Raw genomic sequence first — 23,976 nt, 5'->3', positions numbered from 1 at the left:
AATGCCGCGAGCGTATATCGGCGTCGACGTGGGGACCACGAGCACGCGTGCCGGAGTGTTTGACGAGGCCGGCACGCTTTTGGCCACCGCCCGGCATCCGATCCGGATCTGGCACGAGGCCGGCGATATCGTCGAGCAATCGTCCCAGGACATCTGGGACGCCTGCGCGACATCGGTGCGGGCCGCGATGGCGGAAGCCGCCATCGCGCCCGACAGCGTCAGCGGCATCGGCTTTGACGCGACCTGTTCGCTGGTTGTCCTCGACAGGCAGGGCGAGCCGCTCACGGTCAGCGCATCCGGCGACAAGCAACGCAATGTCATCGTCTGGATGGATCATCGCGCCATCGCCGAGGCGCGGCTGATCAACGAGACCGAGGACGCCGTGCTGCGCTATGTCGGTGGCTCGATCTCGCCAGAGATGGAGATGCCGAAGCTGCTATGGCTGAAGCGGCATCTGCGCGCGAGCTTCGACGCCGCGGGCCACTTCTTCGATCTCGCGGATTATCTGACCTGGCGCGCGACCGGCTCGCTCCAGCGCTCGACCTGCACCGTCACCTGCAAATGGAACTATCTCGCCCATGATCGCGGCGGCTGGAGCGCGCAATTCTTCAAGCGCATCGGCCTGTCTGATTTCGTCAACGAGAAATACGCCCGCATCGGCACCGAGATCGTCGCCCCCGGCACGCGGCTCGGTGCGGGGCTCACCCGTATAGCTGCTGCCGAGCTCGGCCTGTCGCCGGGCATACCGGTCGGCGCTTCGCTGATCGATGCCCATGCCGGCGGCATCGGCGCGATCGGCGGCCGCGACGGATCGGGCGGGGCGAGCGATGTCAATGACCGGCTTGCCTACATCATGGGAACGTCGGCCTGCATCATGGCGACGACGACGGAGCCGTGCTTCGTTCCCGGCGTGTGGGGGCCTTATTATTCCGGCATGGTTCCTGATTTCTGGCTCAACGAGGGCGGCCAGTCGGCCGCGGGGGCGGCGATCGACCATCTGCTCAAGTCGCATCCGGGCCACACCGAGGCGAGCGCGGCGGCGCGCAGCGAGGGCCTCGACCTCATCGACTTCCTCGAGCGCCGCATCATCGCGCGCGCAGGCAGCGCCAGCCGTGCCGCGCTGCTCGCCCGCGACATCCATGTTCTCCCCGAATTCATCGGCAACCGCTCGCCCTATGCCGACCCTGATACGCGCGCGGTGATCGCGGGCCTCGATCTCGACACCGACATCGCCGCGATGGAGCGGCTGTTCGTCGCCGGCCTGTGCGGGCTCGCTTATGGGCTCGCCGAGGTGATCGAGGCTTTTGCCGCGCATGGCGTTCGCTCCAGCATCATGATCATGGGGGGCGGTGCGAGCCGCAGCCCGCTGGTGCGGCAGATCATGGCGGATACGACGGGCCTCACCGTCGCGCTGCCGCAGACCAGGGAGCCGGTGCTGCTGGGGGCTGCGATGCTGGGGGCGATGGCCGGCGGCGCCTATGCCTCGATCGGCGAGACCATGGCAAAGATGTCGGCGCTGGGACGGAAGAGCGAGCCGACCGCGCCCGACATGGCCGCGTTTCACACCCGCAAACGGGAGGTCTATAAGCTCCTGCGCGACGTCGATCGCGGCAGCCGCGCGGCGATGGCCGACATCGCGAGAGGTTGACGGACATGCTGATTGCCTGCGGTGACGCGCTGATCGATTTCGTGCCGACGCGAAATGCGCAAGGACGCGAGGCAGTGATGCCGGCCGTCGGCGGCTCCTGTCTCAACGTTGCCATCGGCATGGCCCGGCTGGGCGCACCCACCGGATTCGTCGGCGGCATCTCGACCGATATGTTCGGGCGGATGATCGCAGATCATGCGGCGGCCTCCAACGTCGACCTCAATCTCGCCACCCGCAGTGATCACCAGACCACGCTGGCTTTCGTCCGCATCGTCGCGGGCGAGACGCACTACGCCTTTTACGACGCGGGAACCGCGACGCGGAACTGGACCTACCAGCGCGGGACGATTCCGTTCGCGAATGTGGAAGCCGTTCATGTCGGCTCGACCACGCTCGTCAACGACCAGGGCGCGGCGGAGACGACAGCCCTGATCGCGGACGCGCGGGCGTCATCGACGGTCTCCTTCGATCCGAATTGCCGGCCCAATCTGGTCAAGGACAAGCCGGCTTACCTGGCGCGCATGGCCGAGTTCGCTGGCCACGCCGATCTCATCAAGATGTCCGACGTCGACTTCGCCTATCTCTTCGGCGACGAGCCGTATCAGCAGCGGGCGAGCGCGCTGCTCGGGCAGGGCACGGGCCTCGTCGTCATCACCCGCGGCAACAACGGTGCCATCGCATGGCACGCGGGGGCAGGGCAGATCGAGGTCGCCGCGCCCAAGGTCGAAGTCGCCGACACGATCGGCGCGGGCGACAGTTTTCAGGCGGCGCTGCTCTTTGCCCTGCACAAGCAGGGGCGCATTGCCCGGAAAGCACTGAAGGACATCAATGTCGACGAGCTCCGCCGGGCGCTGTCCTTTGCCGCCAATTGCGCCGGCTTGACCTGCACCCGCCCGGGCGCCGATCCGCCCTGGAGCCGTGAGATCAATTGGAGCTGGTAGCGCCGCCTCACATCCGCGCAACGGCCTTCTCGGCGCATTTTATGAACCTGGAGATCAGCGGGCTCTGGGAATCCCTCCGCCAGCACACCGCGATGTCGATGGAATCGGCCGCATCGCGCAGCGGCCTGAACACGATGCCGCGTGGCGCGCCGAGCTGGGCGCAGGCCGGCACGATCGCAAGACCTTCGCCGGCGAGAACCAGGCTCATCGCCGAATGCACGGTCTCCACCCGGCTCGCGATCGGCATCACGATCTGATGTCGGCGCAGCAGGGCTGCGACCGCGGAGGAGGCGGGATCTTGCTCCGGAGGCGGCAACGCGATCAGCGGACGGCCCTGCAACCGCGCCATCGGCACGGCGCCGAGACGTGCGAGCGGCGAGCGGATCGGCACTGCCAGCATAAATGGCTGCGCACCGATCCGAGCCACCTGGATCTCAGGATGGTTGATGGCCGGCATGCACAGCGCAACCGTGACGCTGCGGTCGAGCAGTCTGGCCTCGCGCGTCGATGCACTGAGCTCGGCAAAGTCGAGATCGACGCCCGGAACCGAGCGGCGCAGCTCAGGGATGAGCCGCGGCAGCATCGCATTCGCCAGGACGAACATGTAGCCGACCGAGAGCCGCCCGCGCTTGCCGGTGGCGACCGCGCGCGCGGCTTCGGCGCCGTCGACGGCCAGCGCCAGAGCTTCGCTCGCACGCGCCAGCAGCGCCTGGCCGGCCTCGGTCAGGTCCATGCCGCGGGTGCCGCGGCGGAACAGCGGCGCGCCGATCTCGGCCTCGAGCTTGCGGATCTGGACGGACAGCGGAGGCTGAGCCATCCGTAGCCGCTCGGCGGCCTTGCCGACGCTGCGTGTCTCGGCGACGGCGACGAAATAGCGGAGGCGGCGAAGATCCATTGGCATACCGAAAACGTATGGGCTGGCGACCAAAATCGTATTGGACGGCGAGTTAACAAAACTGTCATTCTCGCTGTCAATGCTTTGGGCCAACGACGGCCCGCCTCGGAGCGTGATGTGACGATGAACGGCGATCCCTGTCTGCTGTCCGCAACCGAACTGCGCGGCCTCATCGCCGAAAAGCGGATTTCCCCCGTCGAGATCGTCAGTGCCGTGCTCGCGCGCGCCGAGGCGCTCCAGCCCGAGCTGAACTGTTTCATCACGCTGTGTGGCGACGAGGCGATGGCGCAGGCGCGCGTCGCCGAGCGCAAAATAATGGCCGGCGAGCCGCTCGGCCTGCTCCACGGCATCCCCGTCACCGTCAAGGACATCGTCAACACCAAGGGCGTCAAGACCACCTTTGGCGCCGTTCCGTACAAGGACAATGTGCCGACCGAGGATGCCGTCGCGGTGGCGCGGCTGCGCAGCGAAGGCGCGATTCTGATCGGCAAGACCACGACGCCGGAATTCGGCAGCAAGTGCCTGACGGATTCGCCTTTGTTCGGTCGCACCCGCAATGCCTGGGACGCGTGCCGTTCCTCCGGCGGCTCCAGCGGCGGCGCGGCGGTGGCGGTGGCCAGCGGCATCGCGCCGCTCGCGATCGCGACCGACGGCGGCGGCTCGACGCGAATTCCCGCCGCCTGCAATGGCGTGGTCGGCTTGAAGCAGAGCAACGGTGTGATCCCGCACAGCCAGGCGCTGGATGTGTTCGGCAACCAGACCTATGTCACGCCGACCACGCGGACCGTCGCCGACACCGCGTTGATGATGCAGGCGATGGCAGGCGACGATGCCTGCGACCCCTGGTCGATCGGCGTTCCCGTGCCCGATTTCATCGGCACGGCCGCCCCGCGCGGCGATTTGCGCGGGCAGCGGATCCTGTACTGCCTGACGCCGCCGGGCCGTCCGGTGTCCGCCGAGGTCGCAGCCAGCTTCAAGGCGAGCCTCGACCGGCTGGCGGGGCTCGGCGCCGAGCTCGAGGAATTTTCCGGCGACGGTTTCGACATCGAGCCGATCTGGCGCGCCATCAACCACACGGTCTGGCGCACGCGCTTTGCAAAACTCGCAGCCGAGCACAAGGACGAGCTGAGCGAGGCCTTCCTCAAGCAGCTCGCGCTTGCGACCGAAGTCAGCGGCGTCGACTATCAGGAGGCGATGTTCGCGCGCACCGCGCTGTTTCGGCGCGTGCAATCGCTGCTTGCGCGCGGACACTTCCTGGCGATGCCGACGCTCACGCGCACCGCGCTGCCGATCAAGCAGGATTTGTTCGGCACCATCGAGATCGACGGAGCGCATTTCGACAGCGTCCGGCCGCATTGGTTCCCCTGGACCATGCCGTTCAACATGACCGGCCATCCCGCCGTCAGCCTGCCCTCTGGCTTCGGCCGCGACGGCCTGCCGATCGGGCTTCAGCTCGTCGGCCGCTTCCGTGCCGATGCGGAATTGCTGCGTGTCAGCGCACTGTTCGAAGCCTCGCACGACCTCCTGTCCCGCTGGCCGGCTTGAGGAGAGGGGCATGCAGCAAAGGGCTCGGGTGCAAAGGACTTGTGTGCAAAAGGCTTGCCTCAGCCGCCCGGACATGTTGATCGTGCCGCAGCTGAGCCCTGAAGCCGAGCGCGCATGAGCGTATTTGTCCTCCGACGTCTGTTGACCTTGCTGGCGACGCTGGTCGGCGCATCCCTGATCATTTTCCTGGTGCTCGATGCGCTCCCCGGCAATGCCGCGCAGATGCTGATGGGCGCCGATGCCTCGCCAGACGCAGTGCGTGCGCTCACCGTCAAGCTCGGGCTCGACCAGCCGCTGGCGGTTCGCTATCTGCAATGGATCAAGGGCCTCCTCGTCGGCGATCTCGGCAACTCCTATGTCTACGGCACGTCGGTCGCCAGCCTGATCGCGGAGCGGCTGGTGCTGACCGTTCCGCTCGCGATCATGGCGATGACGATCACGGTGACGCTGGCGCTCTCGGCCGGCATCTACACCGCCGCCAACCACAACAAGCTCGGCGACGTCGGCGTGATGTCGCTGACGCAGGTCGGCATCGCGTTGCCGAATTTCTGGTTCGCGATCCTGCTGGTTCTCCTGTTCTCGGTACGGCTGCAATGGCTCTCGGCGGGGGGATTCTCCGGCTGGGAGGAAGGCATCTGGCTCGGCGTCAAGTCGCTGCTGCTGCCGGCGATCTCGCTCGCGGTGGTGCAGGCTGCGATCCTCGCGCGTGTCACGCGCTCGGCCGTCCTCGAAGTGCTGCGCGAGGACTTCGTCCGCACCGCCCGCGCGAAGGGGCTCGGCAAGCGCGAGGTGCTTTGGAGCCACGTGCTGCGCAATGCGATGATCCCCGTCATGACGGTCATGGGGTTGCAATTCGCCAATCTGCTCGCCGGCACTATCGTGATCGAGAACGTGTTCTATCTGCCGGGCCTCGGCCGGCTGATCTTCCAGTCGATCGCCAACCGCGACCTGATCGTGGTGCGCAATTGCGTGATGCTGCTGGCGACCATGGTCGTCATCGTCAATTTCGTGGTCGACGTGCTCTATGCCTTCATCGATCCCCGCATCAAGGTCCACGACCTGTGAGCACCCCCCTGACCACTCCGATTGACGCGCCGGTCGCAACACGCCGCCTGCCGGCCAGGACCTTCTGGGGCCGCGCGCTGCGCCATCGCAGTTTCGTGCTCGGTAGTTCGCTGAGCCTGCTGGTGCTTGCCTCGGCGCTGCTCTCGCTGGTGTGGACGCCGTGGTCGCCCTACGAGATCGACATCGCCTCGAAGCTGCGGCCGCCCTCGGCGGCGCACTGGCTCGGCACCGATTCCTTCGGCCGCGACATCGTCTCGCTGCTGCTCGCCGGCGCCCGCTCCACCATCATGGTCGGCGTCATCGCCGTCAGCATCGGTCTAAGTTTCGGCGTCACGCTGGGCCTGATCGCCTCGGCCCGGCGCGGCTGGACCGAAGAGATCATCATGCGCTTCTCCGACTTCACCTTCGCCTTTCCGGCGGTGCTCTCCGCGATCATGCTCGCCGCGGTGGTGGGGCCGGGGATGGTCACCTCGATCGTCGCGATCGGCATTTTCCAGATCCCGACGCTGACCCGGCTGACGCGCGGCTCCGCCAACGCGATCTGGGCGCGCGAATTCGTGCTGGCCGCGCGCGCGGCAGGCAAGGGTGCCTTCCGCATCACCATCGAGCACGTGCTGCCGAATGTTCTGTCGATCCTGATCGTGCAGGTCACCATCCAGTTCGCGCTCGCGATCCTCGCCGAAGCCGCTTTGTCCTATCTCGGCCTCGGCACGCAGCCGCCGCAGCCGTCCTGGGGACGGATGCTGAACGATGCGCAGACGCTGCTGTTCCAGTCGCCGATGCTCGCGGTCTATCCGGGCGCTGCGATCGCGATCGCGGTGCTCGGCCTCAATCTTCTCGGTGACGGATTGCGCGACCTGCTCGATCCCAGACTGGCACGGGAGCGATGACGATGGGCGAGCAACGCGTCATGCCGCTGATCGAGGTTGAAAATCTTGGCGTCCGCCTCAATACCAGCCGCGGGCCGGCGCAGGCCGTGCGCGGCGTCAGCTTTGCCCTGAAGCGCGGCGAGACACTGGGGCTGGTCGGCGAGTCCGGCTGCGGCAAATCGGTCACGGCGATGTCCCTGATGGGGCTGCTGCCCGATAGCGCCGTGGTCTCGGGCAGCATCAAGCTCGACGGCAACGAGCTCGCGCGATTGCCGGATGCGGATTATTGCCGTCTGCGCGGCAACCGCATCAGTATGATCTTCCAGGAGCCGATGACTGCGCTCAATCCGATGCACACGATCGGGCATCAGGTCGCCGAGCCGCTGCGACGTCACAAGAAGCACTCGGCGGCGCAGGCGCGCAAGGAGGCGATCGCCTTGCTCGACCGCGTCGGGCTGCCCGATCCCGCGCGGCGCGTCGATGCCTATCCGCATCAGTTTTCTGGCGGCCAGCGCCAACGCATCACCATCGCCATGGCGCTCGCCTGCGAGCCGGATCTGTTGATCGCGGACGAGCCGACCACTGCGCTCGACGTCACCATCCAGGGCCAGATCCTCGACCTCATCGCCGATCTCGTCGAGGAGCGCGGCATGTCGATGATCCTGATCTCGCACGATCTCGGCGTCATCGCCGAGAACGTGCAGCGCATGATGGTGATGTATGGCGGCACCGTCGTCGAGAGCGGGCCGACCGACGAGGTGTTTCGCCGGATGGGGCATCCCTATACGCAGGGCCTGTTTCGCGCCCGGCCGAAGCTCGGCGCGCGCAAGGGGACGCGGCTGAAGACGATATCGGGCACCGTGCCGGAGCTCGCAGATCTGGCGGCGGGGTGCACGTTCTCCGACCGATGTCCGTTCGTGATCGATCAATGCCGCGCCGCGCTTCCGCGGATGGTCGACGTCGGACCCGGGCACTTCGTGCGTTGCATCAGGACGGATGTCTCAATGGCTGAGAACGTTGGAGCGGTGACCGCATGACCGCTGCGCCTCTTCTCGACGTGAAGGATCTCGAACAGCGCTACGCCCTGCCGCGGGAAAGCCTGTTCCGTCCGCCGGGGCAGGTGCGCGCGCTCAATGGCGTGAGCGTGCAGGTCGCCGCCGGCAAGAGCCTCGGCGTCGTCGGCGAGTCGGGCTCGGGCAAGTCGACCTTCGCGCGGCTGGTGATGGCGCTGGAGCGGCCGACGTCGGGCCAGGTCGCGCTGCTCGGCCGTGATCTCAATCGCATCTCGGCCGACGAACTGCGTCGCGCCCGGCGCGATTTCCAGATGGTGTTCCAGGACCCCTACGGATCGCTCGATCCGCGCCAGACCGTCGCCCGCATCGTCGCCGAGCCGCTCACCGTGCTGGAAGACGCCGACCGTACCACCTTTCGCGCGCGCGTCGCCGCAGTGCTGCGCCAGGTCGGCTTGCGCGATGCCGACATGGAGAAATATCCGCACGAGTTCTCCGGCGGCCAGCGCCAGCGCATCGCCATTGCACGTGCGCTGATCACCCAGCCGAAGCTCATCGTCGCCGACGAGCCGGTCTCCGCGCTCGACGTCTCCGTGCAGGCGCAGGTGCTGAACCTGATGCAGGATCTGCAGGAGCAGTTTGGCCTGAGCTACATCCTGATCAGCCATGACCTCGCCGTCGTCGACTATCTTTGCGACGAGGTCGCGGTGATGTATCTCGGCCGGATCGTCGAGCAGGGCCGGCCCGAAGACCTGTTCGAGCATTGCGCCCATCCCTATACGCGGGCGCTGCTGGAGGCGGTGCCGCGGGCGCGCGCCGGCGGCGGCCGGCGGCGGCGCGGTGGCCAGGCGATCGCCTCGCAATCGGCGGCCGCGACCGGATGCCCCTATGTCGCGCGCTGTCCGCTCGCTGACCAGCATTGCCGCGAGGCCATGCCTGAGTTACGCAAGGTGGGCGAGGGGCACCTTGCCGCCTGCCACAAGGCCGAGGCTGTGATGGCGTTGCCGCAGGCGGCCATGGAAGGTTAGTGTCCGGAGCAGGATTGGCGTAGGCTTAGAACAGAACTGGCCGGGGAGTTACGCATGTTCAGGAAATTGTCGATCGTTGCATTTGCCGCCGCGTTGGTCGCAACGCCTTTGCCGGTGCTTGCGCAGAGCAAGAAGGACAGCGTCGTCATGGCGATGGCGCTGGAGCCGCCGGGGCTCGATCCGACCAATGCGGCCGCTGCCGCGATCGCCGAGGTCACGCTCTACAACATCTATGAGACCCTGACCAAGATCAACGAGGACGGCTCCGTTTCGCCCTTGCTGGCGGAGAACTGGACAGCCTCGCCCGACCTGAAGACCTATACGTTCAAGCTGCGCAAGGGCGTCAAATTCCACAACGGCGAGGTATTCGATTCTGCCGCGGTGAAGTTCTCGTTCGAGCGCAACGCCGCGCCGAACAGCACCAACAAGGACAAGAGCCTCTACCAGGCCTTCGAGAAGGTCGAGGCGCCCGATGCCGACACGGTCGTGATCACCTTGAAATACGGCGAGCCGAACCTGCCGTTCCTGCTGGGTCAGGCGGGCGGCTCGATCGTCGAGCCGAAGAGCGCTGCCTCCAACGTCACGCAGCCGGTCGGCACCGGGCCCTATCAGCTCGGTGCCTGGGCCAAGGGCTCCTCGATCACCTTGACCAAATGGGCAGACTACCGCAACGCCGCCGCGGTCAAGCTCTCCAAGGTGACGATCCGCTTCATCTCCGATCCGGCCGCGCAGACCGCGGCGCTGCTTTCGGGCGACGTCGATGCGTTCCCGCGCGTCTCGGCCCAGCGCACCATTGCCCAGTTCAAGGCCGATCCGCGCTTCACGGTATTGGTCGGCGGCTCCAGGGCCAAGACCATCGTCGCGATCAACCACCGCAAGAAGCCGCTGGATGACGTCCGCGTCCGCCGCGCCATCCTCGCCGCGATCGACCGCAAGGCCATGATCGACGGCGCCGTCGACGGTTTCGGCACGCCGATAGGCAGCTTCTATGTGCCGGGGGCGCTCGGCTATGTCGACACCACCGGCATCAATCCCTACGACCCCGAGAAGGCCAAGAAGCTGCTCACTGAAGCCGGCGTCACCACGCCGCTCGAAGTGTCGCTCAAGCTGCCGCCGCCGTCCTATGCGCGGCAGGGCGGCGAGATCGCCGCGGCCCAGCTCGCCAAGGTCGGCATCGTCGCCAAGATCGAGAACGTCGAATGGGCGCAATGGCTGTCGCAGGTGTTCGCCGGCAACGGTCCGCACAATTTCGACCTCACCATCATCAGCCATGTCGAGCCGTTCGATCTCGTCAAGATCACCGAGGCGGACTACTATCTCGGCTACAACAACGAGGCGTTCAACGCACTCTACAAGCAGATCGTATCGACGCCGGACGAGGCCGCCCGCGCAAAACTGCTCGGCGACGCCCAGCGTATGCTCGCGACCGACGCCGTCTCCGCCTACCTGTACCAGCCGCAGCTCATCACCATCACCAACAAGAAGTTGAAGGGCGTCTGGAAGGACGTCCCGCAATACGAGAACGATTTCTCGACGTGGTCTTGGGAGTAGGAGCGCTCGATCGAGTCGAGCCTCTCGTTTCAATCTGGCCTCTCCCCATTGGGAGAGGCCAATCGTTTGGTACGTCCAAAACAAGAGCCCGAGAAACAACCCCATGCACAGCAGCCGGGGATTTCAATAGCTTGCGCGTTGCGAACTTCGTTGGTTGGCGCAATGCGCTGGACATTGACCCGTCGGGCAAACCACGATCTCGACAACGCCCTGTCGACGACGAGCCCGACCGACCACAACGGGTACGACGAGCGCTCCGCCTTCCTGATCACGGTGGACGGAGGCCAGTTCCGCCTGGTGCCGTAGCAGGCGGACATGCTCGCGTGCGCCAGCGCGCTTTTGCAGGTCATCAGAGTTTCACGGATGCGCAACCTGCGGCGAGGTTCCTCGCGGTGTCAGCGCGGTTCCATGCGCCCAATCAAACTCTCTCCCGAATTCCTGCAAATCTCTGCCATCTACCAAAGGTAGATTCGCTCCCGGTGAAGCGTGGTCAACAACGCGTCTTGCAAAAAGCAGCTCTGCAGGCGTCAGGCCCGTTTCCGACAATGAAATGGGAGTTACGCCATGCAGCATCTGCCGAACGACACCATCGACGTCCTGCTGGACCAGTTTGGTCAAATCGAAACCATCTACGGCGATCCGAACTTCCCGACCACCGCGGACGCCTGGGGCGGCAACGACACCGTGACGGCAACCGCCATCCAGCCCGAAGCAGACGTCACGATCTTCGGCGACGACAACACGACGTTGCATGGCCAGTCCCACGGCGGCAACGACACCCTGACCGTTAATTTGAATTACGGCTGGAACACGTTCCTCGTGATTGGCGATGCTCAGGCGATGACCGACGACGCCAAGGGCGGCAACGACACGATCAATGTCCAAGCTACGGGGATGTACACCGACGTGCATGTTTTCGGCGATGCCGCCGGCGACATGTCGGGCAATTCGCATGGCGGCAGTGACACCATCGCGGGCGCGGTGGGCTGGCGAAGCTACGACCATGTGTACGCCGGCGATGCCGGCGGTTCCATGAGCGGCACGGCTCAGGGCGGCAATGACACGCTCGACATCACTGTGAACACCATGCAGGGCTTTGCGACAGCGAGCGGCGATTCCATCGGCTCCATCGGCGGCGATGCGCATGGTGGCAACGACAACCTCACCTTCACCTTCGGCACCGACGTCGTCTGGACCGCCGGATTCGGCTACGGAGATTCGGCGACCTCGCTGACCGACAATGCCCAGGGGGGAGATGATATTCTCACAGTCGAGTTCGATGGCATCGACAGCCTCCATTATACGAACCCGGAGCTCTTCGGCGATGCGCGGACCATGTCCGGCAATGCTCAAGGCGGTAACGATATTCTCACCGGCGGAGCAACCAACGATCACCTCTATGGTGATGCCGCGAACTATGCCCCCGCAACGCCGGGCTCGATCACCGGCGGCAGGGATGTCCTCAACGGCGCCGCTGGCAATGACCAGCTTTCGGGCGGGGGAAACAGCGACACCTTCGTCTTCAACGCCGGCTCCGGCTACGACCTGATCACTGATTTCGACCAGGGCAACAAGGCGGTCGGCAGCACCGTGACCGAGCATGATTTGATCAATGTGCACGATTACGGGTTCGCGGATTGGGCGGCGCTGTCGAGCCTGATCAGCGACAATGCCGCCGGCGACGCCGTGATTCATCTGTCGGCGAGCGACACCATCACGCTTGACGGCGTGCAAACGGCGAGCCTGCACCAGACCGACTTCCTCATCTGAGCGAGTTGGTTTGGGCGCAACGATCTCGCTCCGCCCGCGGCGGGGCGAGACGCGGGTTGCACTCTTGGCCGCCCAGCAGCGCTACCGCTTCCGCGCTTGGACGACCGCTTCTGACCCGAAGCGGGCTTGCTGTGCCAGGCCGAAGCTGATTATTCAGTCTTACCAGCTGAACCCTTGCGCAGCGCCTCTAAGGCTATACGGGCGTGGTGGGCTGCTTTCTGGTTGCCCATCGTTTCGATCTTTTCCAGTGCCCAGGTCAAATACTGCATAGCAGCCTGGACGTCAGCAGTTTGGTCGGTCATATGACCGTTTCTATCGAATTATGATCGGTTCGTCCCGCACTTGCTGCGCATAAGCGAATTGCATCAACGATGGCGGCTGTGGCCAAAAGTGAACAGTCTCGCGGTGACGGAAGGAGCATTATCGGCTGTTGCTCCCCGAGTTCAGCACACCATTGCGGTTCAGATCGGCGGAAGAGTTGATCAAGTTGGCGAACAGCGGAAGCGGCTGCTGCAAAAGCTGCAACTCAGGTCCCAGTCTCAGATTGTAGACGCCGCCACGCGGTGGGCATCTTGGCCATCTTACAAACTCACGATGGCCGTTGACGAAGCGGCGCTCTGGCCGAGGCATGAGTACGGCGGCTTCGAACCGCCGTCCTAAACTTTGGCTGATCAATTCCGGTAAGTGTATTGCGCCCCGGACAAATATACTGTCCGTAGCTGTCATCGTCGCAGCCGGAGTTGTAGTATCCGTAAGCACCGGCCGCAGCGGCTGCGCCAACCGCCGCAGCGCCATACCCCCAACCTCGGCGCCGGCCAGGGTCTTGAGGGCATGGCGACGTCCGATGTCCTTGAGCGTTTCCAGTTTCATACGGTCGGCCCCCATTTGGCATGAGGCAGCACTGTCGCCATGCTGTGCCCGCAGACCGTCTCAACCGGGGCTCCTGGCAAGGCCATTCAGCTCATCGATCGCATCATCCGGCAAATCGAGTTCGGCCGCGGCGAGATTCTCGCGCAGATGCGCGACCGACGAAGTGCCGGGGATAAGGAGGATGTTAGGTGAGCGACGAAGGAGCCAAGCAAGCGCGACCTGCATGGGCGTTGCACCGAGGCGAGCAGCCACATCGGTTAGAGTGGACGATTGCTGGGGGGTGAACCCGCCGAGCGGAAAGAACGGCACATAGGCAGTGCCGTCCCGGGCAAGGTCGTCGATCAAGGCGTCGTCAGACCTGTGGGCCAGATTGTATTGATTTTGCACGCAGACGATCTTGCAAATCTTGCGTCCTTCCGCGACCTGCGTCGCGGTCACGTTGCTCAGCCCAATATGCCTTATCAGGCCTTGACGTTGGAGATCGGCCAAGACATTCAGTGGCGCTTCGATCGAGCCCTCGGCCGGGCCATGCCGGTCGATCATGACGCGAAAGTTGACGACATCGAGTGCGTCGACCCCGAGATTTTTCAGATTGTCGTGGACTGCCTGGGTGAGCTCTTCGCGCGAGAAGGCCGGATTCCATGAGGCGTCCGCGCCACGCAGAGCCCCGATTTTGGTGTCGATGACGAGATCCTTGGGGTAGGGGTGCAGCGCCTCACGGATCAACTGGTTTGTGACATGCGGGCCGTAGAAGTCGGCCGTGTCGATATGGTTCACGCCGGACGCGATGGCCGCTCGCAGCACAGCCAACGCGGCGGCGCGATCCCTGGGCGGACCGAACACGTGCGGGCCTGCAAGCTGCATGGCACCGTAGCCAAGCCGCTTCACGCGGCGGTCTCCGAGGTCAAAGCTGGCAGTTAGGGCGGTGTTGGGCATAGGTCATCTCCATAAGAACCAATGGCCGGTAGGTAGACGTTGCCCGCGCGATCGATAACCGGGTACAATCCGAACGGGTTGTTCGGAGAAGCGAACAGTGAAAGTCGATCTGGGTGAACTGAACGCTTTTGTGACCGTCGCGCGGGCCGGAGGCTTTCGGGACGGAGCTCGGTCGAGCGGGGCGAGTGCGTCAGGACTCAGCGAAGCGGTAACCAGACTGGAAGCGCAACTCGGCGTCAGATTGTTGAACCGGACGACGCGAACCGTGGCGCCCACTGAGGCAGGTCAACGTCTCCTCGAGCGGCTCGGGCCAGCATTCGCCGAGGTGGAAGCTGCCGTCGATGTCGTTAACAGCTCCCGCAACAGGCCAGCAGGTACCCTGCGTCTGAACGTACCGGTCAGTGCGGCACGCCTCGTGCTGCCCACCATCGCGCCGCCCTTTCTCGCCGCTTATCCTGACATCCGGCTTGAAGTGATTGCGGAGAATAACTTTATCGACGTTCTGGCTGCTGGTTGTGATGCTGGCATCCGATACGACGAGCGTCTGGAGCAGGACATGATGGCGATTCCAATCGGCCCTCGCGTTCAGCGCTTTGCAACCGCTGCCTCTCCAAACTATCTGGATCGCTACGGCCGGCCCAATCATCCTCGCGAGCTTGTCGACCACGCTTGCCTTGGCAGTCGTCTTTCGTCCGGCGCGATGGTGGCTCCGTGGGAGTTTGAACGGGAGGGCGAAATCGTTCGCGTCGAACCCAAAGGACCGCTGCTGGTCAGCGTCGGGGCGGCGACAGATCTAGCCGTTGCCGCCGCCATCGCCGGGACCGGCATTGTCACCCTCTTCGAGGACTGGCTTCGTCCCCATCTCGCCGGTGGTCAGCTCGAGCCGGTCCTCGAACCCTGGTGGCAAAGCTTTTCGGGTCCCTTTCTCTACTATCCTGGTCGACGTCTCGTGCCGGCGCCGTTGCGCGCATTCATAGACTTCGTAAGGGGTGTACCATCGCACTCAGCGCTCGGCGCGACGCCCACCGCATAGGCAATGCGTTTGCTAGTAGCGAGACGCTCGCTTCTTGAGAGTTGAGAGACTGCTCGATTCCACTCCAGACGCCATGCGGACGCGACGTGAGACAGTCGAGCATCCCTTCGGCGCGATCAAGGCCGTATGGGTGCGACCTACGATGGGCGGTTCGAGTGAAGGCGGCGGCGCACCGTTTGGAAACGATGCGCTGCCTGCCAGGTCATGCTGCCTTGGCGTCGACGTTGCCGATCCAGTCGCGGGCGAGCGTCAAATCGGCTTGCGACAATTGATGGCCCGCCGGCAGGACCCTGTGGGTCACGCTCGCGCCTGCTTGCGAGAGCAGAGCCGCAAGCTTGGCCGAATTGCTGGCCGGCACGATCGGATCAGCCTGCCCGGACAGCAGCAGGACTGGCTTGCCACCAAGCTCGGCCTTGGGCCGATCCGACAGCGGCACCATCGCGCGCAGCAGGATCGCGCCTGCAAGCACCTCCGGCTTCAGCAGCAACAGCGCGGCTGCGATGTTGGCGCCATTGGAGAAGCCGACGGCGACCGGCGCGGCGATGCCGTAGCGCTGCCGCGCCGCGTTGACGAACTCGCCGAGTTCGTTCGCGCGGCGGCGGACGTCGTCCTCGTCGAATACACCTTCGGCGAGACGGCGGAAGAAGCGCGGCATGCCGTGCTCGAGCACGCGGCCGCGCGGCGAGAGCAGGGCGGACCCCGGCGAGATCATCTTGCCGAGCCCGAGCAGGTCGTTCTCGTCGCCGCCGGTGCCGTGCAACAGGAGGAGCGGAGGGGAGCCCGCGCTGGCCGCGGGCTCGAAACGATGGATGAATTCAGTCTCGGTCATGACACGGTCTCTTCCAGATTCGGCAGAACACCCTCGATCTGCTTGCGCTGCGCTTCGAGGAAAACAGGCAGCTTGAGGTCACGTCCCAGCGTCGCGACGGGTTCGTCGACGGCGAAGCCGGGGATGTCGGTCGCGATCTCGAACAGCACGCCGCCGGGCTCGCGGAAGTAGATCGAGCGGAAGTAGTTGCGGTCCCTCTGCTCAGTCGGATGCAGGCCGTGATTGCTCACGAGCTTTTGCGCCATCTTGCCCTGCTCGGCATCGTCAGCCGCGCGGAACGCGATGTGATGCACCGAGCCGCCGCCCTGATGGCCGCGCAAAAAGCCCTTGGCCTCATAGATGTCGACAACGCTGCCCTCGACATCGCCGGGCGCCTTGAAGCGGATCACCGAGCCTTCACGGCCGGTCTCCTTGAAGCCGAACACATCGGTGAGGACAGCGGCCGTCTTCGCCGCGCTGTCGAGCAGCAAGGTCACGCCGTGGAAACCGCGGATCGCGTGCTCGGCCGGCACGTCGCCGTTGCTCCAGCCGGGCTCGCTCTCGGCGCCGGGAATGCCGACCAGCGCCAGCGCCATGCCATCGGGATCGGTGAACGGCAGCACGGATTCGCCGAAGCGCTTCTCCAGCGCCTCGTAGGCAATGCCCTTCTCGGTGAAACGCTGGGTCCAGTAGCCGAGCGAGCGCTGCGGCACGCGGAAGGCGGTCTGATGAGTTTCGCCGACGCCGCGGCGCCCGGCCGGAACGCCCGCCCACGGAAAGAAGGTCAGGATGGTGCCGGGGCGGCCGGTCTCGTCGCCATAATAGAAGTGATAGGTGCCGGGATCATCGAAATTGACCGTCTTCTTGACGAAGCGCAGGCCGAGATCCCGGGTGTAGAAGCCGAAATTCCTGATGGGGTCGCCGGCGATCGCGGTGACATGGTGCAGTCCAGACATTGTCGTCCTCCAGGGTTCGGGGAGCGTCTTGCTCTGGCCGGAAATATCGTTCCGCTTTGGATTGGAGACAATCCATGCAAATATGACGGCTATGTCTACGATTTGGAAACAATCGGCGGGTGCAGCTCTTGGATAAGCTTGGCAGTCTCCGGGCCTTCGTGAAGGTGGTCGAAAGCGGCAGCTTTGCGGAAGCGGGCCGGCAGCTGCGGCTGTCGCGCTCGGCGATCAGCAAGTACATCGCCGACCTCGAGGAGAGCCTCGGCGTCCAGCTGTTGAACCGGACCACACGGCATGCGAGCCCGACCGAGAACGGCCAGCGCTATTTCGAACGCGCGCTCGTCATCCTCTCGGAGATCGAGGCGGCCGACCAGGCGGTGACGCAGGCCCATTCGGCGCCGCGCGGATTGTTGCGCGTCAACGCGCCGATGTCGTTCGGCACGATGCGACTCGGGCCCGTGCTCGCCGATTTCATGGCGCGCTATGGCGAGCTCCAGCTCCAGATCGTGCTCAGTGACGACCTGCTCGATCCCGTCCAGGACGGCTTTGACGTGACCTTGCGGATCGCGGAACTGGAATCGTCGAGCCTGATCGCGCGAAAAATCATGCCGGTGGCGCGCATGATCTGCGCTTCGCCGGATTATCTCGCACGTCACGGCACGCCAAAGCACCCGCAGGATCTGCGCGAGCACGCCTCGCTGACCTACGGCTACCTGCTCACCGGTAATCAGTGGAAGCTTACAGGCGCCGACGGCGATCACTGGATCCAGCCGGCCTGGTCGCTGTGCGTGAACAATGCCGAGGTGCTGCGCGACGTCGCGATCAAGGGCAGGGGGCTCGCGCTGCTGCCGGAGTTCATCGCTGCCGACGCGTTGCGGACAGGCAAGCTGCGCGCCGTCCTGGAAGACTATTTTGCGCCGCCGCTCGCGCTCTATGCGGTCTATCCGCCGACGCGGCACCTGTCGGTGAAGGTCAGGCTCTTCATCGACTTTCTCGTTGAGCGGTTTGGCCGCGATGAAGAAGTCGGCGCGCAGGGGGGCTGAGGCTGGGTCGGGAAGCCATGACTCTGCCCGGGCAACGGCTCGCAGCGATCTCTCGCGATGAGTCAAGAAGGCGAGCTACACGGCAGTCGGGGGGTTTCCTTTGAAAGGGTGAGCGGCAAGGGTTCTTCTATTGTCAACGTTGCTGACAGTGATTCCTCGGAATTGCTCTCCCCGCGAACGACTGGATGAAGTCCGGCTACCAGCAAAGGCCATGATGGTTGTGCCTTTGCTGAGAGTCCGCGCAGTGGCTTGATACGATTATACCGCACCGGAAAGTTGAACTTTCTTCCCGCGCCTTGGGACTCATATTAGCGTCCCGACTTCGCGCCTCAGGACAGAAAGAGTTCAACCGCTGTCGGGGCGTTCCGAGGGCTCTCTTCCGTGCCACCGCGAAGAGCCGGGCACGATGAGTAGCTCACACTTCTCGACTTGATTTCAACAAGCGCAGGAGGAAGCTATGCGGAAGTCTCTCACCCTTTTCCTTTCTGGCGTGGCATTGGCCGTCGCGGCGTCAACAGCCGTAGCCGGTGAGCGGGTGCTTGAGTTCAAGCTGGTTACGAAGCCGATCGACCTCAAGGTCATAGAGGCCGCAAACGTCGAGGGACAGACGGTTGTGTCTGGCAAATTCTTTGGGGTCGCCGTCTTCAACGATGGCCGTATCGGAGTGAAAGAGTTCGTCAATACTTCGGACCTGCTCAAAGGGTCGGGCCCCTTCTTCGGCTACAGCACGTACACATTCGAGGAAGGCTCGATTACCGCGCGCTACACCGGTTCGGCCAAAGACGGCAAATCGACGGGCGAATACACCATCCTGTCGGGCACAGGTGCCTATGCGAACGCCACGGGCACGGGAACAATCGAAAGCGCGCCGAACCCATTCAAGGGCGTCAACCTGCTGAACATAAAGCTCGTCGTTAAGACGTCCGGTTCGTGACAGCGCAATGGTCACAGGTCCCACACGAAGGAAGTTGATTCCTTGGGTGGCGTGTTGGCCCGGCCGGCGGCACATTGCCGTCCGGGCGACCTGCTGAAGAATCGCGCCAAGCGCGCCGGCTGGCTTGCACAGCAACTGAAGAATTTCAGTGCTTGAGCGACGCTGAAAAGGCGACCAGTGCGATCATGTCGTCGACGCCGAGATTCTCGACAACCGGTTTCATGACTTCGCTGTTGGCGCCCTTCCGCGCACCCGATTTGAAGTCATAGAGCTGCCGGAACATGTAAGTGGGCGAACGGGACGCAAGCCCCGGCGCGATGGCAGTCCCGCTGAGGTCAGCACCGTGACAGGTCCCGCACTGGACGCGCGGATCGCTGTTCGTTGCCAGCGTCCGTCCTTTCTGAACGCTGCCCACCGGGACGTAGGCGGTGAAACGAGCGCGCGAGTCCCGGCTGACAAAGTGTTCAACGTTTTCCGGTATCTCGATGATGCGCTGGCCGATGGGCTCTTTCTCGGCGCCGTCCAGCGGAGCAAGGAACAGGTCTCTCACCTGTGTTTTTGGCACCGCCTCGGCTTCAACGACGACAATATTCGATCTCGGCTTGATGGAGGCGAAGTAGGCTGCCGCCTCTGCGAGTTCTTGATCTGTCACCGCTTTGGACAACTTGATCATCAGGTCGGTGGCGACGCGAGGCGCAGAGTTCGTGCGCAGGCCCGTCTTGAACTCCGCCGTTTGCTGAATGATGTATTCCGCGGAGAGGCCAAATAGGCTGGCATTCTCAGGACCGCCCGGTCCGTCTGCCCGGTGGCAGACGCCGCACGCGAACACCTCTGGCTTTCTCCCCCTCACCACGATGTCTGGCATTGGTGGATGATCGTCCGGATGCCAGTCGGGCGCGGCGAACAGATCGCGCACTTGCGTGAGCGTAAAACCGGCGGCGCTGTCAGGAACGTGCCTGATCGTGCCATCGTCAGGCGTGCGTTGAAAATTGGGCGGGTTGACCGGGTAGGCCCATGCTGGCGGGCCCTCCTGGATTTGCGCACGCGCCCCCGCCGCGGTGAGCAATGCCAACGAGAACACCCATAGAGCGGTCGGAAATCTCATGGCTCTCGACCTCCCAGCGCGTCGGTGAAGCCAAACTGTACTTCCCGAAGGCGAAGATCAGGAGCGGCTAACCGACCGCTTGTCGGGCGACGGGACGCCGCAGCTCCTCCGCCACATCGAAGACACCATTCAACGCCGGGGGCTCGCAGACGTCAATGTGCGATTTCAGCCGTCTTGGTCTGCTCGGGGGCAAAACGCCAAGAGCTCGATCTGAACAAATCTAGCTGACCGACCGCTGCTCGGCAGGCCGGAGCAGATCGTCGAGCGCGCTCATCGAGGCTGCTCGCAGCGCAGCGAGCTCGCGCGCGGCGCTCTGGCACTCAGGCGCCGACATCGCAGGCGACGCCAGCTCGATCTCGCGGCAGCGCTCGAACAGGCGGACGAGGCCGAGCGCTCCGGCGGCGCTGCCGAGTTGATGTGCCTGTCGGGCGAGCTGTTTATGGTCGCCGGTCGCGGCAGCCTTGGTGATGTCGTCGATCAGCTTTTCGCTGGTCTCCTCCAGCAAGTGGTGGAGCTTTGTGATTTGCGCGGCGCCGAGCAGCTCCTTCTGGTCGTCGAGATAGTGCCGGTCGATCAAGGCGCCCGCGGCGAGTTGCACGGCTGCCGGCGCGACCTCCGGATCGTCCTCGATCGCCTCGCGCAACGCGTTGATCAGGATCGGCTTGCTGACGATCTGGACAATGCCTGCGTCGGCGAGCCGCTCGCGTGCGCTGGAGGACACGTCCGCGGTGACGGCGATGATGCGCGGCATTCTCGGCAGACCGAGCTTGCCGATCCGCGACGCCGCCTCGACGCCGTCCATGTCGGGCATGTGCAGGTCCATCAGGATGACGTCAAACGCGTGATCGCGGGCGAGCGCGACGGCCGAGGCGCCGTTTCTGGCGATCGTGGCATGATGGCTGAGCCGATTCAGCATTGCTTCGCCGACCTCGCAATTGATGGGGTCGTCGTCGACCAGCAGCACGCGGAGGCGCCGCGACGGTGGCGGAAGTGCACCTTGGGCGATGCCGCTGACGGCCGGATCGAGCGGCACTTCGAGTGTGAACGTGCTACCCGTGCCCGGCGTGCTCTCCACCGTCAGCTCGCCGCGCATCAAACGGCTGAGACGCCGCGCGATCGCGAGTCCGAGGCCGGTGCCGCCGAACCGCCGCGCGATGCTGTCGTCCGCCTGCACGAAATCCTCAAAAATCCGCTCATGCATGTCGGGGGCGATGCCGATGCCGGTGTCGCGAACGGTCACGCGCAGCAGGACATGACCATCATGGCGCTCGGCGGCTGCGTTGACGGCGATCGCGCCTGATGGCGTGAACTTGATGGCGTTGCCGATCAAATTGAGCAGGATGCGATTGAGCCTGACGGGATCGCCGTGCACCGAGGTCCTGACCGAGGCATCGCAGGCAAGGTCGAAGGTCAGTCCCTTGCCGAAGGCCTGGGGCCGCATCAGGTCGGCGGCCGTTTCGATCAGCTGGTCGAGGTGGAAATTACGCGGCTCCAGGGCTTCGGCGCTGGCCTCCAGGCGCGCATATTCCAGGATGGCATCGACCAGCGCGATCAGCGTCTCCCCCGATGCCGCCGCGGTCGTGAGGTGGCGCCGCTGCGCCTCGCCGAGTTTGCCGTCGTCGAGCAGCTGCAGCACGCCCATGACGCCGTTCAGCGGCGTGCGCAGCTCGTGGCTGACGACGGCAAGGAAGCGCGATTTGGTCTCATTGGCCGCCACCGCCGCGCTGCGCGCGCGCTCGGCGGCATCGTGCTCGGCAAGGGCCTGATCGCGCGCTTTCTCCAGCTCCGAGGTGCGCTCGATCACCTTGCGCTCCAGCGTCGCGTAGGAATAGCGCAGTTGCGCGGCCATCCGGTTGAACTGGTCGCCGAGCGCTTCCAGCTCGTCGCCGGTCTTGATCGCGAGCCGCAGGCCGAGATCGCCGCTCCCGATCCGCCGTGCGCCCTGCGTCAGCAGCTGGATCGGCCCCGTCATGCGCCGGCTGAGAAAGAGAGAGACCAGCACCGCACCGGCCAGCAGGACGACGAGGAGAAAGGTCGAACGGCCAATCGACGCATAGATCGGCGCATAGGCCTCGCTGAGCGGCAGCTCGACGAACACCAGCAAGCCGAGCGAGGGGACCGTCGCATAGGTCGACAGCACGCGCTGGCCGGACAGATCCTCCTTGATCAGGCCGCCGGAGGGCGGCCCCACGCCGTCGAGCGCGGCGCGGACGTCGGCATGGCCGGAGAGATCGCTGCGTTGCAGGGCTCGCCACAAATCGGGATGCGCGATCAAGATACCCGTGCGGTCCACCACGTAGGCCTTGCCGGTGTTGCCGACCCTGATCCCGGCGACGAGGTCCCAAATGAAACGCAAATTGACCTCGGCGACGATCACATTGGGATTGCGGCCAATCCCCCGCGTGGCGAGCGTCATGAAGGGTTCGGTATCGCCGAAGAAGTAGACCGGCCCGTAATAGGCCCGGCTTTCATTGGCTCCGCGAAAGGCGGGCGAGGCGGAGAGGTCGGCTTTACTGCCGATTCGGTCTGCCACACGGCGGGACACACGCATCTGTTCAAGCCCGTGCGAGTCGAGCTCGGCGATTTCCGCGATCGCCGGGGAGAGGCGCAGGAGACGGATGGCGTTCAGGCGTTCGTCTTCGTTGGTCGACAGCTCCGGCGGCAGGCGCGAGAGCCATCTGATCTGGTTTTCGATCTGGCCGATGAATTGGCCGATCTGAATCGCCGCGGACGCTGCCTGCTCGCGCTGGGTCGCCGCCAGAAGCTGCTTCTGCTCGCGATAGGAGAACCAGACGTCGAAGCCCGTGTTGATGGCGAGCGCGGCAAAGGCGAGGGCGACGATCGAGTAGAGATATTTGCGGAACAGCCGGCCGGGAGGCGTTCGCAAATGTCCCTGGTCGACCGTTTCGTTCACTCGCGGATCTCGTCGGCGCGCGCGAGCAGCGTGAATGGTATGGTCAATCCCAGCGTGCGGGCGACCGTGCGGTTGATCAGCAGCTCGTATTTCCGCGGCGATTGCACCGGCAGGTCGCCGGCCTTGGTGCCGCGCAGGATGAGATCGACATAGTCGGCCGAGCGCACTTCCAGCGTCGGCCCGTAGCTCATCAACCCGCCGGCGTCCATGAAGTAATGAAACGGATAGATCGTGGGCACGCGATACTTGGCGGCCGCCGCCACGACCGCCTTCCGGTTGACGACCAGGAAGCTGTCGACCAGCGCAATCATCGCCGCCTTCGGCGGCTCGGAGAAGCGCCTGACGGCTTCGTCGATGTCCGCCGGCGCGTCGACGGGGGCGGGGATTGCGGACACTCCGGACTCGGCCGCCTCTTGCTCGATCGAGTCGAGGAAGAAGCGCCCGCCGCGAGGGGTGGTCGCCGGGTTGAACAGGATACCGACGCGCGCAAGGTCGGGCACGGCCTCGCGGATCAGCTGCAGCCATTTGCCACCCATCTCGGCGGTGCTGTTGGTGAAGCCGGTGACGTTGCCGCCGGGATGCGCAAGGCTTTCGACGAAGCCATTGCCGACGGGATCGTTGGCGGTCGCGAAGACGATCGGGATGGTCCTGGTGGCGGCAAGGACCGCCGCGGTTTCGACCGTCGACCCCGTCAGGATCACGTCCGGCTTCAGCTCCAGCAATTCCTGAATCGCGGCCTTCAGCCGGTCCGGTGCGCCGAAGGTCGAACGGAGCTCGAGGCGGAAGTTGACGCCTTCGACCCAGCCGCGCTGCCTCAAGCCGGCGACGAGGCCACCGAGGCGGGAGGTCGTGCTGTCGATCAGGCTCCGCCGGGTCAGCTCGTCGTCGAGCGGCAATGCGGTCAGCGATCCGACGATCCGCATGCGATCCGACGTTGCGCCGAGCGCGACCCATCCCGCGGCGGTTGCGCCCGCAAGGCGAATGAACCCGCGGCGATCGACCGCGAGAGCGGAAGGCCGTTCGGTCATGAAACTCTTCGCATGATGGCTTGCCCCGGA

Annotated in this window: 22 protein-coding genes; 13 read left to right on the top strand and 9 right to left on the bottom strand. The window is 64.8% G+C overall.

Features of this window, described 5'->3' with window-relative positions:
• Position 1: 1 nt before the first annotated feature.
• Both GDN70_RS26080 and GDN70_RS26075 read left to right on the top strand, forming a co-directional pair.
• Positions 2-1,648 carry an FGGY-family carbohydrate kinase gene (locus tag GDN70_RS26080; RefSeq protein ID WP_152103232.1) on the top strand — a complete coding sequence of 549 codons (1,647 nt, stop codon included), beginning with the start codon at positions 2-4 and terminating at the stop codon, positions 1,646-1,648.
• Positions 1,649-1,653: 5 nt separating this feature from the next.
• Positions 1,654-2,589, top strand: coding sequence for a carbohydrate kinase (locus tag GDN70_RS26075; RefSeq protein WP_038970560.1), 936 nt, complete (start codon positions 1,654-1,656; stop codon positions 2,587-2,589).
• Between the two features lie 7 nt (positions 2,590-2,596).
• Here the strand turns inward: GDN70_RS26075 and GDN70_RS26070 are convergent, their stop codons facing one another.
• Positions 2,597-3,484 (bottom strand): LysR family transcriptional regulator, encoded by an 888-nt coding sequence (locus GDN70_RS26070; RefSeq protein WP_152103231.1) that lies wholly within the window; start codon positions 3,482-3,484, stop codon positions 2,597-2,599.
• A gap of 123 nt (positions 3,485-3,607) precedes the next feature.
• Here GDN70_RS26070 and GDN70_RS26065 point away from each other — a divergent pair, with 123 nt between their 5' ends.
• The 8 genes from GDN70_RS26065 (at position 3,608) to GDN70_RS26035 (ending at position 12,322) form a co-directional block, all read left to right on the top strand.
• Positions 3,608-5,029 (top strand): amidase, encoded by a 1,422-nt coding sequence (locus GDN70_RS26065; RefSeq protein ID WP_173015963.1) that lies wholly within the window; start codon positions 3,608-3,610, stop codon positions 5,027-5,029.
• Positions 5,030-5,143: 114 nt separating this feature from the next.
• Complete coding sequence (locus tag GDN70_RS26060) at positions 5,144-6,094, top strand: ABC transporter permease (RefSeq protein WP_028142417.1); 951 nt, start codon at positions 5,144-5,146, stop codon at positions 6,092-6,094.
• Positions 6,091-6,984, top strand: coding sequence for an ABC transporter permease (locus GDN70_RS26055; RefSeq protein WP_038970558.1), 894 nt, complete (start codon positions 6,091-6,093; stop codon positions 6,982-6,984). The genes GDN70_RS26060 and GDN70_RS26055 overlap by 4 nt, the downstream gene beginning before the upstream one ends.
• A 2-nt stretch (positions 6,985-6,986) precedes the next feature.
• Positions 6,987-8,000: an ABC transporter ATP-binding protein gene (locus GDN70_RS26050; protein WP_028142419.1), complete on the top strand. Its 1,014-nt coding sequence runs from the start codon at positions 6,987-6,989 to the stop codon at positions 7,998-8,000.
• The gene (locus tag GDN70_RS26045) at positions 7,997-9,001 is read left to right on the top strand and encodes an ABC transporter ATP-binding protein (RefSeq protein ID WP_152103230.1); all 1,005 of its coding nucleotides are present in this window, start codon (positions 7,997-7,999) and stop codon (positions 8,999-9,001) included. Before GDN70_RS26050 ends, GDN70_RS26045 begins: the two co-directional genes overlap by 4 nt.
• A gap of 54 nt (positions 9,002-9,055) precedes the next feature.
• Positions 9,056-10,552 (top strand): ABC transporter substrate-binding protein, encoded by a 1,497-nt coding sequence (locus GDN70_RS26040; RefSeq protein ID WP_095426501.1) that lies wholly within the window; start codon positions 9,056-9,058, stop codon positions 10,550-10,552.
• Between the two features lie 174 nt (positions 10,553-10,726).
• Positions 10,727-10,858, top strand: coding sequence for a hypothetical protein (locus GDN70_RS35705; protein WP_256379461.1), 132 nt, complete (start codon positions 10,727-10,729; stop codon positions 10,856-10,858).
• Between the two features lie 258 nt (positions 10,859-11,116).
• Complete coding sequence (locus GDN70_RS26035; protein ID WP_152103229.1) at positions 11,117-12,322, top strand: calcium-binding protein; 1,206 nt, start codon at positions 11,117-11,119, stop codon at positions 12,320-12,322.
• A gap of 149 nt (positions 12,323-12,471) precedes the next feature.
• Here the strand turns inward: GDN70_RS26035 and GDN70_RS35175 are convergent, their stop codons facing one another.
• The 3 genes from GDN70_RS35175 to GDN70_RS26025 all read right to left on the bottom strand — a co-directional run bounded on the left by GDN70_RS35175 (position 12,472) and on the right by GDN70_RS26025 (position 14,128).
• A complete protein-coding gene (locus tag GDN70_RS35175) occupies positions 12,472-12,624 on the bottom strand; it encodes a hypothetical protein (RefSeq protein WP_173015868.1) in 153 nt (50 codons plus the stop codon).
• A 118-nt stretch (positions 12,625-12,742) separates the two neighbouring features.
• Complete coding sequence (locus GDN70_RS35170) at positions 12,743-13,192, bottom strand: hypothetical protein (RefSeq protein ID WP_173015867.1); 450 nt, start codon at positions 13,190-13,192, stop codon at positions 12,743-12,745.
• Between the two features lie 60 nt (positions 13,193-13,252).
• Positions 13,253-14,128: an aldo/keto reductase family oxidoreductase gene (locus tag GDN70_RS26025; protein WP_152103227.1), complete on the bottom strand. Its 876-nt coding sequence runs from the start codon at positions 14,126-14,128 to the stop codon at positions 13,253-13,255.
• Between the two features lie 97 nt (positions 14,129-14,225).
• Between GDN70_RS26025 and GDN70_RS26020 the strand changes: the two genes are divergently transcribed.
• A complete protein-coding gene (locus tag GDN70_RS26020; RefSeq protein ID WP_152103226.1) occupies positions 14,226-15,161 on the top strand; it encodes a LysR substrate-binding domain-containing protein in 936 nt (311 codons plus the stop codon).
• A 202-nt stretch (positions 15,162-15,363) separates the two neighbouring features.
• Here GDN70_RS26020 and GDN70_RS26015 read toward each other — a convergent pair whose 3' ends face one another.
• Together GDN70_RS26015 and GDN70_RS26010 are read right to left on the bottom strand one after the other, a co-directional pair.
• Positions 15,364-15,990 (bottom strand): alpha/beta hydrolase, encoded by a 627-nt coding sequence (locus GDN70_RS26015; protein ID WP_152103225.1) that lies wholly within the window; start codon positions 15,988-15,990, stop codon positions 15,364-15,366.
• The gene (locus GDN70_RS26010) at positions 15,987-16,925 is read right to left on the bottom strand and encodes a ring-cleaving dioxygenase (protein WP_028142425.1); all 939 of its coding nucleotides are present in this window, start codon (positions 16,923-16,925) and stop codon (positions 15,987-15,989) included. The genes GDN70_RS26015 and GDN70_RS26010 overlap by 4 nt, the downstream gene beginning before the upstream one ends.
• A 128-nt stretch (positions 16,926-17,053) precedes the next feature.
• On the opposite strand from GDN70_RS26010, the gene GDN70_RS26005 reads away from it, so the two are divergent.
• Both GDN70_RS26005 and GDN70_RS26000 read left to right on the top strand, forming a co-directional pair.
• On the top strand, positions 17,054-17,965 hold the full coding sequence (locus tag GDN70_RS26005; RefSeq protein ID WP_173015962.1) for a LysR family transcriptional regulator: 912 nt from the start codon (positions 17,054-17,056) through the stop codon (positions 17,963-17,965).
• Between the two features lie 457 nt (positions 17,966-18,422).
• On the top strand, positions 18,423-18,899 hold the full coding sequence (locus GDN70_RS26000; protein ID WP_028142426.1) for a hypothetical protein: 477 nt from the start codon (positions 18,423-18,425) through the stop codon (positions 18,897-18,899).
• A gap of 145 nt (positions 18,900-19,044) precedes the next feature.
• Here the strand turns inward: GDN70_RS26000 and GDN70_RS25995 are convergent, their stop codons facing one another.
• The 3 genes from GDN70_RS25995 to GDN70_RS25985 form a co-directional block, all read right to left on the bottom strand.
• On the bottom strand, positions 19,045-20,004 hold the full coding sequence (locus GDN70_RS25995; RefSeq protein WP_244625826.1) for a c-type cytochrome: 960 nt from the start codon (positions 20,002-20,004) through the stop codon (positions 19,045-19,047).
• A gap of 220 nt (positions 20,005-20,224) precedes the next feature.
• Positions 20,225-22,918, bottom strand: coding sequence for a hybrid sensor histidine kinase/response regulator (locus GDN70_RS25990; RefSeq protein WP_152103224.1), 2,694 nt, complete (start codon positions 22,916-22,918; stop codon positions 20,225-20,227).
• Positions 22,915-23,946 carry an ABC transporter substrate-binding protein gene (locus GDN70_RS25985; protein WP_152103223.1) on the bottom strand — a complete coding sequence of 344 codons (1,032 nt, stop codon included), beginning with the start codon at positions 23,944-23,946 and terminating at the stop codon, positions 22,915-22,917. The genes GDN70_RS25990 and GDN70_RS25985 overlap by 4 nt, the downstream gene beginning before the upstream one ends.
• Between the last annotated feature and the right edge of the window lie 30 nt (positions 23,947-23,976).

Source organism: Bradyrhizobium sp. TM102 (assembly GCF_009176685.1).
GTDB classification, from domain to species: domain Bacteria; phylum Pseudomonadota; class Alphaproteobacteria; order Rhizobiales; family Xanthobacteraceae; genus Bradyrhizobium; species Bradyrhizobium ottawaense.
Note: the sequence above shows the minus strand (reverse complement) of the source record. Positions and strands in the feature narration are given on the sequence as shown.

What these genes read in the sequence shown, in the direction of transcription:
- GDN70_RS26070 (WP_152103231.1), bottom strand. Translation starts at nt 3,484, where the DNA reads ATGGATCTTCGCCGCCTCCGCTATTTCGTCGCCGTCGCCGAGACACGC.
- GDN70_RS26015 (WP_152103225.1), bottom strand. Translation starts at nt 15,990, where the DNA reads ATGACCGAGACTGAATTCATCCATCGTTTCGAGCCCGCGGCCAGCGCG.
- GDN70_RS25985 (WP_152103223.1), bottom strand. Translation starts at nt 23,946, where the DNA reads ATGACCGAACGGCCTTCCGCTCTCGCGGTCGATCGCCGCGGGTTCATT.
- GDN70_RS26080 (WP_152103232.1), top strand. Translation starts at nt 2, where the DNA reads ATGCCGCGAGCGTATATCGGCGTCGACGTGGGGACCACGAGCACGCGT.
- GDN70_RS26040 (WP_095426501.1), top strand. Translation starts at nt 9,056, where the DNA reads ATGTTCAGGAAATTGTCGATCGTTGCATTTGCCGCCGCGTTGGTCGCA.
- GDN70_RS35170 (WP_173015867.1), bottom strand. Translation starts at nt 13,192, where the DNA reads ATGAAACTGGAAACGCTCAAGGACATCGGACGTCGCCATGCCCTCAAG.
- GDN70_RS26045 (WP_152103230.1), top strand. Translation starts at nt 7,997, where the DNA reads ATGACCGCTGCGCCTCTTCTCGACGTGAAGGATCTCGAACAGCGCTAC.
- GDN70_RS26035 (WP_152103229.1), top strand. Translation starts at nt 11,117, where the DNA reads ATGCAGCATCTGCCGAACGACACCATCGACGTCCTGCTGGACCAGTTT.
- GDN70_RS25995 (WP_244625826.1), bottom strand. Translation starts at nt 20,004, where the DNA reads ATGAGATTTCCGACCGCTCTATGGGTGTTCTCGTTGGCATTGCTCACC.
- GDN70_RS35175 (WP_173015868.1), bottom strand. Translation starts at nt 12,624, where the DNA reads ATGACCGACCAAACTGCTGACGTCCAGGCTGCTATGCAGTATTTGACC.
- GDN70_RS26010 (WP_028142425.1), bottom strand. Translation starts at nt 16,925, where the DNA reads ATGTCTGGACTGCACCATGTCACCGCGATCGCCGGCGACCCCATCAGG.
- GDN70_RS26060 (WP_028142417.1), top strand. Translation starts at nt 5,144, where the DNA reads ATGAGCGTATTTGTCCTCCGACGTCTGTTGACCTTGCTGGCGACGCTG.
- GDN70_RS26075 (WP_038970560.1), top strand. Translation starts at nt 1,654, where the DNA reads ATGCTGATTGCCTGCGGTGACGCGCTGATCGATTTCGTGCCGACGCGA.
- GDN70_RS26050 (WP_028142419.1), top strand. Translation starts at nt 6,987, where the DNA reads ATGGGCGAGCAACGCGTCATGCCGCTGATCGAGGTTGAAAATCTTGGC.
- GDN70_RS26065 (WP_173015963.1), top strand. Translation starts at nt 3,608, where the DNA reads ATGAACGGCGATCCCTGTCTGCTGTCCGCAACCGAACTGCGCGGCCTC.
- GDN70_RS26025 (WP_152103227.1), bottom strand. Translation starts at nt 14,128, where the DNA reads ATGCCCAACACCGCCCTAACTGCCAGCTTTGACCTCGGAGACCGCCGC.
- GDN70_RS26000 (WP_028142426.1), top strand. Translation starts at nt 18,423, where the DNA reads ATGCGGAAGTCTCTCACCCTTTTCCTTTCTGGCGTGGCATTGGCCGTC.